General features: G+C 67.9%; 9 protein-coding genes. 3 read left to right on the forward strand and 6 right to left on the reverse strand.

Going from position 1 to position 7,078, the window contains the following annotated elements; genetic code table 11:
* Positions 1-10: 10 nt before the first annotated feature.
* Both Q0480_RS06515 and Q0480_RS06520 read left to right on the forward strand, forming a co-directional pair.
* Complete coding sequence (locus tag Q0480_RS06515; RefSeq protein ID WP_299131583.1) at positions 11-1,699, forward strand: acyl-CoA dehydrogenase family protein; 1,689 nt, start codon at positions 11-13, stop codon at positions 1,697-1,699.
* Entirely contained in the window at positions 1,696-2,100 is a 405-nt protein-coding gene (locus Q0480_RS06520) for an META domain-containing protein (protein ID WP_299131585.1), read from the forward strand. The genes Q0480_RS06515 and Q0480_RS06520 overlap by 4 nt, the downstream gene beginning before the upstream one ends.
* Positions 2,101-2,107: 7 nt before the next feature.
* On the opposite strand, the gene recO is transcribed toward Q0480_RS06520, so the two are convergent.
* From recO to Q0480_RS06550, 6 genes are all read right to left on the reverse strand, one after another.
* Entirely contained in the window at positions 2,108-2,842 is a 735-nt protein-coding gene (gene recO / locus Q0480_RS06525) for a DNA repair protein RecO (RefSeq protein WP_299131586.1), read from the reverse strand.
* Between the two features lie 39 nt (positions 2,843-2,881).
* A complete protein-coding gene (locus Q0480_RS06530; protein WP_299131587.1) occupies positions 2,882-3,214 on the reverse strand; it encodes a DUF1491 family protein in 333 nt (110 codons plus the stop codon).
* Positions 3,215-3,218: 4 nt separating this feature from the next.
* The gene (gene era, locus Q0480_RS06535) at positions 3,219-4,154 is read right to left on the reverse strand and encodes a GTPase Era (protein WP_299131588.1); all 936 of its coding nucleotides are present in this window, start codon (positions 4,152-4,154) and stop codon (positions 3,219-3,221) included.
* Positions 4,151-4,813, reverse strand: coding sequence for a ribonuclease III (rnc, locus tag Q0480_RS06540; protein ID WP_299131592.1), 663 nt, complete (start codon positions 4,811-4,813; stop codon positions 4,151-4,153). Before rnc ends, era begins: the two co-directional genes overlap by 4 nt.
* 14 nt (positions 4,814-4,827) lie before the next feature.
* Positions 4,828-5,613, reverse strand: coding sequence for a signal peptidase I (lepB, locus tag Q0480_RS06545; RefSeq protein ID WP_299131589.1), 786 nt, complete (start codon positions 5,611-5,613; stop codon positions 4,828-4,830).
* A gap of 173 nt (positions 5,614-5,786) precedes the next feature.
* On the reverse strand, positions 5,787-6,752 hold the full coding sequence (locus tag Q0480_RS06550; RefSeq protein ID WP_299131590.1) for a hypothetical protein: 966 nt from the start codon (positions 6,750-6,752) through the stop codon (positions 5,787-5,789).
* Between the two features lie 50 nt (positions 6,753-6,802).
* Between Q0480_RS06550 and Q0480_RS06555 the strand changes: the two genes are divergently transcribed.
* On the forward strand, positions 6,803-7,078 hold a 276-nt coding region (locus Q0480_RS06555), incomplete at its 3' end, for a transposase (protein WP_299131591.1).

Raw genomic sequence — 7,078 nt, forward strand, 5'->3', positions numbered from 1 at the left:
TGTGACCGCCATGAACCAGCCCGCCCGAGCCGCCAGCGTACCGTCCGAGACCGCCGACCTGCTCGCCCGGTGCGCCGAAGCCGTGGCCGCGGCGCGCGGGCTGCTCGCCGCGGCGCGCGCGAGTCTTGGCGCGAAGCTGAGTTCGGGCGGCAAGATCTCGAACAAGGCGCTGGAGAACGACCAGTTCGCGGCGCATTCGCTGTCCTGGACCGCGACCTATGTCGAGAGCCTGACCCAGCTCGCGGATTGGGCCGAGCGGCTGCGGGCCGATGGCGCCTTCGGCGAGATCGAACGGCTGATCCTCGCCATCGGATTCGGCGAATATCTCAGCCAGTTGCGCGGCGGCATCCCGATGTCGCAGGGCGAGATCGCCCGCCCGCGCGAAATCGGCCTGAGCGAGGCCGATGTCGAGGCCTTCCTCGTCCCGGCCGTGGCGGCGCTGATCGAGACCGGCAATACCGACGCGGCGCGGGCGCGGCTCGTCGCGCTGATGCTCGAACAGGAGGGCGCCGCGACCTTCGGCGCCACCGGGCTCGATGCCGAATACGAGATGATCCGCGACCAGTTCCGCCGCTTCGCCGAGGAGCGGGTGGTGCCGAACGCGCATGAATGGCACCTCAGGGACGAGCTGATCCCGATCGAGATCATCGAGGAGATGGGCGAACTCGGCGTCTTCGGCCTGACCATCCCCGAGGAATACGGCGGCTTCGGCATGTCGAAGACGGCAATGTGCGTCGTCTCCGAGGAACTCAGCCGCGGCTATATAGGCGTCGGCAGCCTCGGCACGCGGTCGGAGATCGCGGCCGAGCTGATCCTCGGCGGCGGCACCGAGGAACAGAAGAAGGAATGGCTGCCCAGGATCGCCAGCGCCGAGATCCTGCCGACCGCCGTCTTCACCGAGCCGAACACCGGCTCCGACCTCGGCTCGCTGCGCGCGCGCGCGGTGCGCGAAGGCGAGGATTACGTCGTCACCGGCAACAAGACTTGGATCACCCACGCCGCGCGCGCCGATGTGATGACGCTGCTGGTGCGCACCGATCCGGCGACCAGCGACTATTCCGGCCTCTCGATGCTGCTCGCGCCGAAGCCGCGCGGTACCGAGACGGATGCCTTTCCGGCGACCGGCATGACCGGCGGCGAGATCGAGGTGCTCGGCTATCGCGGCATGAAGGAGTACGAGCTCGGCTTTGACGGATTCAAGGTGCCGGCGGCGAACCTGCTCGGCGGGGTCGAGGGACAGGGCTTCAAGCAGCTGATGCAGACCTTCGAGAGCGCGCGCATTCAGACCGCGGCGCGGGCGATCGGTGTCGCGCAATGCGCGATGGAGCTGGGGCTGCGCTATGCGCAGGATCGCAAGCAGTTCGGCAAGGCACTGATCGACTTCCCCCGGGTCTATGGCAAGCTCGCGCTGATGGCGGTCGAGATCATGATCGCCCGCCAGCTCAGCTATCACGCCGGCCGCGAGAAGGACGAAGGCCGGCGCTGCGACCTCGAGGCGGGCATGGCGAAGCTCTTGGGCGCGCGCATTGCCTGGGCCTGCGCCGACAACGCCCTGCAGATCCATGGCGGCAACGGATTCGCGCTGGAATACAAGATAAGCCGGGTGCTATGCGATGCGCGGATCCTGAACATCTTCGAGGGCGCGGCCGAGATCCAGGCCCAGGTCATCGCCCGCCGCTTGCTGGAGAACCGAGATTGATCCGTTTCGTCGCGCCTTTCGCTCTGCTCGGGCTCGCCGCCTGCGTCATGCCCGCGCCTGAGACCGAAGTGCCGGAAGGCAACTGGCTGCTCCCCGGAACCACCTGGAAACTGGTGGAACTCGGCGGAGCGCCCTACACGGCGAGCACGACCGCGACCCTGACCGAGGACGGGCGGGTCACCGGTCAGGCGCCGTGCAACGCCTTCAATGCGAACTATGTCGGCCGCTGGCCGGATCTCAGCTTCGAGACGGTGGCGACCACGCGCGCCATCTGTCCGCAGATCGAGGAGGAGCGGCTGTTCTTGTCGGTGATGGATCAGGTGAACCATGCCGAGCTCCTGACCGACTCGCTGCTGCTGACCGGTCCCGACGGCGCCAGCCTGCGCTTCGTGCGGAGCTGAGTTTCGCTCAGCCGGCCCGGCGCAGGATCGCGTCGACGGCGCGGCCGCGCGCCGCCGGCAGGGTCGCGCGGGCCAGTGTCGGCGCGAGGCGGGCTTCGAGGAAAAATCCGGTCAGGCGCAGCGCCGCCGCGACATCCGCCGGCGCCGCGCGGTGGGGAGCGCCGTCGCACAGGAAGCCGGGCAGGGGCAGCAGGCGGTCGGCCCAAGGCCCGCCGCCCGCCCGGCTGACCGCCGCGCCGGATTTTGGCGACACATAGGCGAGATCGCCGGTCGCGCCCGTCGCGGCGCAGCGCGAAAGGTCGAGCCCGAAGCCAAGCTCCGCCAGCAGCGACAGCTCCCAGAGCGCGTAGCGCGCCGGCCAGTCCGGGGCGCGGCCGAGAGCGGCCACGAGATCGCGGCTGCCGGCGAACAGCGCGGGGTGCGAAGCCCGTTCCGGCAGCGCGGCGGCGATCAGCCCGGTGACGGCGCCGAGCGCGGCCAGCGCGGCGCGGTCCTCCATCAGCGCGGCGCCATGCGCGCGGATCGGATCGACGCGATACGCGCCGATATGCTCATCGAGCCGGGCGGACCATTCGACACTGATCTCCGCGCCCGGCTGCAGGATCGGCGCCATCCGCCGGCCCGCGCCGCCCCGCACCACGCCGGCGTGCCGGCCATGACCGGCGGTGAAGACCTCGATGATCGCCGAGGTTTCGCCATGCCGCCGGGTCGAGATCAGGATGCCTTCGTCGCGCCAGTCCATTCCACCAGTGTAGGAGCTTGGTCCTTGGCCTGCCAGCCGTCAGTCCGCCGCGAGGCTCGGGTCGTCGAGCAGGTGGCGGCCGGCGCGATCCTCGACCTCGATGGTCCAGAGGTCGGGATCGTAGCCGCGCTGGCGGGCGAGGGCGGCGTCGACCTCCGGTTCCTGCCCCTCGGCGAAGGCGATCCAGACCCGCGCGCCGGCGGCGTCATAGGCGCGCTGGAAGGCCCGCGCCCGGCCGTCGAGGCTGTTCACTTTCACGATCACCGCGCCCGCCGTCGCATCGCCGCGCGTCGTCACGAAGGCCGGGATTCCCGCCAGCCGCAGCCGCGCGAGATAGGCATGCACCCAGAAATCCGCGGTCAGGCGGGCCATTCGCTCAGGCGTCGCCGTCGCGGAAATCGAGGCCGATCTCGGTGAAGCGCTCGGCTTCGTCGAGCCAGTTCGGTCGTACCTTGACGGTCAGGAAAAGATGGACCTCCTGCCCGAGGAAGGCGCGGATTTCCTCGCGCGCCGCCTTGCCGATCGCCTTGATCGTCTCGCCCTTCGGGCCAAGCGTGATGCCCTTGTGGCCGTCGCGGGCGACATAGATCACCTGATCGATCCTGACCGAGCCGTCCTTGCGCTCCTCCCAGCCTTCGGTCTCGACCGTGAGCTCGTAGGGCAGTTCCTGATGCAGCCGCAGGGTCAGCTTCTCGCGCGTCATCTCGGCGGCGATCAGCCGCAGCGGCAGGTCGGCGATCTGGTCCTCGGGATAGAGCCAGGGCCCCGGCGGCACCTGCCGCGCCAGCCACGCCTTCAGGTGATCGACCCCGTGCCCGCGTTCCGCCGAGATCATGAAGGTTGCCTCGAACGCCCGCGCCTCGTTCATCGCGGCGCTCAGCGCCAGCAGCTTTTCGGCCGGCACCCGGTCGATCTTGTTGATGGCGAGCGCGACCCGCGCCTTGGGGGAAAGCTGCCCGCCGAGCGTCTCGAGGATGACGCGCACGCCCTCGGTCAGGCCGCGATGCGCCTCGACCAGCAGCACGGTGACATCGGCGTCGGCCGCCCCACCCCAGGCCGCCTTGACCATCGCCCGGTCGAGCCGGCGCCGCGGACGGAAAAGGCCGGGGGTATCGACGAAGATGAGCTGCGCCGCTCCCTCGATCGCAATGCCGCGGATCCGCGCGCGGGTGGTCTGGACCTTGTGGGTCACGATCGAGACCTTGGCGCCGACCATGCGGTTCAGCAGCGTCGATTTGCCGGCGTTCGGCTCGCCGATCAGGGCGACGACGCCGCAAAAGGTGGGTTCGACCTCGGTGCTGGCTCCGGTCATGGCTCGCCCTCCAGACTGGCGAGCAGCGCCTCGGCCGCCCGCTGTTGCGCCGCGCGCTTCGAGGCGGCGCTGCCCTCGGCCGCGCGCCCGTCCTCGAGCCGCGCGGCGACCGAAAAGATCGGCGCGTGGTCCGGCCCGCTGCGGTCGAGATCGTCATAGGCCGGCGGGCGCAAGCCGCGCGCCTGCGCCCATTCCTGCAGCGCGGTCTTGGCGTCGCGCGCCTGCCGCGGCGCGGCCTCGATCCGCGCTCCCCAATGGCGCAGGATCAGCGCCCGCGCCGGTTCAAGCCCGCCGTCGAGATAAACCGCGGCGATAACCGCCTCCATCGCATCGCCGAGCAGCGCGGTCTTGCGTCGCCCACCCGACAGCGTCTCGGATCGGCCCATGCGGAGTGCCACGCCAAGCTCCAGTTCGGCCGCGACTTCGGCGCAGGTCTCCTTGCGGACGAGCGCGTTCAGCCGCGGGGCGAGCTGACCCTCGGCGGCGGCGCGATCCTGTTCGAGCAGCGCCTCGGCGATGACGAGGCCGAGCACCCTGTCGCCGAGGAATTCCAGCCGCTGATTGTCGATCTCGCCCATCATCGACGGATGGGTCAGCGCCTCGATCAGCAGTTCGGGCCGGATGAAGTCATGCCCCAGCCGCGCCGCGGCCTCGGCCATCGGCCGGCTGAGCTTCACTCGATCGCCTTGAAGAAGCGGTCGGGCCGCCAGGTCCAGAAGGCGAGCATCGACGGCCCGGCCGAGGAGAAGATCACCCGGTCGGCCCGCCCGACCAGATTGGCGAAGGGAACGAAACCGACACCGCCGGCGGCGCGCGGAAAGCGCGAATCCATCGAATTGTCGCGATTGTCACCCATGAAGAAGAACTCGCCCTCGGGCACGGTGAAGACCGGGGTATTGTCGCCGAAACCGTCCTCGATGTTGAGGACCGCGTGCTCGACACCGTTCGGCAGCGTCTCGCGCGACTGCGCCGCGAGGCAATCGCCGCCGGGCGCCACGGGACGGTTCTCGCAGCGGGGCATGTTCGCCATCGGCCCCTGCGGCTCGTTCACTTCCGAGAAGGTGCCGTCCGGCACCTGCGGCACCTCGGTGCCATTGATGAAGAGGATGCCGCCGCGCATCTGAATCGTGTCGCCGGGCAGGCCGATGAGCCGTTTGATATAGTCGGTGCCGTTGGTCGGATGCTTGAAGACCACGACGTCGCCGCGCACCGGATCACGGGCGAGGATCCGCCCCTCGATCGGACAGAGGCCGAAGGGACAGGAATAGCGCGAATAGCCGTAGGCCATCTTGTTGACGAACAGGAAGTCGCCGATCAGCAGCGTCGGCTTCATCGAGCCCGAGGGGATCCAGAACGGCTGAAAGAACAGGGTGCGGATCAGGCCGGCCAGCAACAGCGCGTAGACGACGGTCTTGACGAGCTCGAGAACGCCGCCCTTCGCCTTGGTTTTGGTCGCCATCGCGCTCGCCCGTTGCCAGCCCGCGCCCACTCGGGGCGCGACGCGTTGTCGCCCCTTCCCCCGGGGCTGTCAAGGCGAGCCCGGCGAGGGTCCGGGACGACGCGCGGACAAGGCATGCGTGAATATCCATTCGAGATGCTGACGGAATAACGGGGGCGGCCATCCCAGACGAGTCAGGTCCTCTGGAACAATCCGAGTACGCCAGCCGCTGCCACGCCGCCAATGACCCAGCCCACCATCGCATGGATCCACAGATACACCCGGACCCACCAGCCGAGGGGCGTCGACATGTCCGGGCGAAACGCCCTGAATTGGTCCAGGTCGATGAACGGCACAAAGCTTTCGAAGGAGTAGATGAGGGGCACCAGGCGCGGCGCGGCGGTGTCCTTCACAGGGATCGTGGTCGGTAACATCACGCCCTGAGCGTTCGCGTAACAGACGAGAACGGCGCCAACGAAAACAAAGGCGGCGGCTGGCCAAATGGCCCGATGTGGACGGTAGCCATAACCAATGATGCGCAGCGCTTGTGTCCAGCCCCAGTGCCCAAGTCTGGCAAGCCCCCGCTTTCTGCTATTTTCTGCCGCGCGCGAGCGACGCTCCTTTTCGATGAGGACTGTAACCGCGTCGTCGCCATGCCCCATGTACCGCAAAACCTTGGCGAGTTGCTCGTAAGGCTGCGGCAGAAATTCCGACTGGTCGGTGAATTGTAGGTCCAACCACGACAGCCGCGTCCGTGCGTCTGAGGTGCCCTTTCCAAACCCTTGGTACTTACAACGATCGATCGAAAGATGACCTTTCGGCGGCCAGGAAACGGGGTCGTCATGGATCACGCCAAATTCGGCGGCTTCCGCGTCGAGAGTTCCCCGGATCGTGGCGTCCCTAAAGTAAACTCCTCCCTTGATGACTGAAAGCCCAAGTTTCAACGCAATGCCAAGCTCGACTCCTTTGGATCGGTCTTCGGCCACAATTCGCGCTCCCTCGCAGTCGAGATCCCGTTCGACCCGCGCGCCCAGCAAAGTCACCGTTCCATCGACGCGAACTTTGTTCAGCCTGACCCGGCTGCCTACGCTGGCCGCGTCAAGCGACAGAGCAAAGCCCGGCGGTCCGAAATAGTTGGACGCCTCCAAAAACCCGTGCATTTTTGGCGGGATGCTGATTCACTGGGCCGGGACATTCGACGGAGTGGGCGATGCGGCAGGCGGGTTTGTTCGACATCGAGGAGCGTCTTCGGGATCTGTCTGCGAAGGGTGACGACCTTGAGCGGGTAAATGGCCTGGTGGACTTTGAGGCTTTTCGGCCGGAGCTCGAGCGCGCGGTGCCCAGGTCGGACCGCGCGAAGGGCGGCCGCCCGCCCTATGACCATGTCTTGATGTTCCGGATCCTGATCCTTCAGGCGAGCCATTCGCTGTCGGACGAGCGGACGGAATACCTGATCAAGGACCGGCTTTCCTTCATGCGCTTCCTC

It is taken from the genome of uncultured Amaricoccus sp., from assembly GCF_937891315.1.
Lineage (GTDB): Bacteria > Pseudomonadota > Alphaproteobacteria > Rhodobacterales > Rhodobacteraceae > Amaricoccus.